Annotated in this window: 1 protein-coding gene; it reads right to left on the bottom strand. The window is 60.5% G+C overall.

Going from position 1 to position 904, the window contains the following annotated elements:
* The coding region (gene phaZ / locus HV744_RS36620; protein WP_175154094.1) for a polyhydroxyalkanoate depolymerase at positions 1-904 on the bottom strand (904 nt) is incomplete at both ends.

Here is a 904-nt window from a genome sequence, read left to right as displayed (position 1 = left end):
CGCGGATCGTATCGAGGTAATAGGCCGCGTCCATGTCGAGCACCGCGTTGTACTCGTCGTAGAAGCGGCGATGCGCTTCCGCATCGTCTTCGTCGCCGCGCAGCAGGCTCTGGTAGAAGTCCCAGTGCGAGGCCGCGTGACGTTCCGGATTCATCGCGACAAAACCGGTGTGCTGCAGAAAGCCCGGGTAAACCTTACGGCCCACACCCGGATAGTTCGGCGGCACCGTGACGATCACGTTGTTGTCGAACCACTCGTACGAGTGCTGGGTGGCGAGCGAGTTGACCGAAGTCGGGCTCTTGCGCGCGTCGATCGGGCCACCCATCATCGTCATCGTGCGCGGCGTGTCTTCCCCGCGGCTCGCCAGCAGCGAAATGGCGGCGAGCACCGGCACGGTAGGCTGGCACACCGAGATCACATGCAGATTCTTCGCGCCGATGTGGCGGATGAATTCCTGGATATAGGCGACGTAGTCGTCCAGATGAAACTCGCCGGCTTCGAGCGGCACCATGCGTGCGTCGATCCAGTCGGTCAGGTAGACCTTGTGGTCTTGCAACAACGTCCGCACGGTGTCGCGCAGCAGCGTGGCGTGGTGTCCCGACAACGGTGCGCAGACCAGCACGACCGGTTCATCTTTCAATTGGGTAACGGCGTCGCTGTCGTCGGCGAAACGCTTGAAACGCATCAGACGGCAAAACGGTTTCTCAACAATGATCTGTTCGATGATCGGAATGTTATGACCATCTTTAACAATCTGGTGGAGATTGAACTCGGGCTTTTCGTAATCCTTGCCAAGCCGGTAGAGCAGCTCGTAACCGGCTGAGAGGCGCGTGGCGCCCGGCACATAGGCCAATGGACTGGCGGGATTCGCGAACGATTTCGACGCGGCCTGGGCCCAGGCGGT

It is taken from the genome of Paraburkholderia ultramafica (assembly GCF_902859915.1).
GTDB lineage: Bacteria > Pseudomonadota > Gammaproteobacteria > Burkholderiales > Burkholderiaceae > Paraburkholderia > Paraburkholderia ultramafica.
Note: the sequence above shows the minus strand (reverse complement) of the source record. Positions and strands in the feature narration are given on the sequence as shown.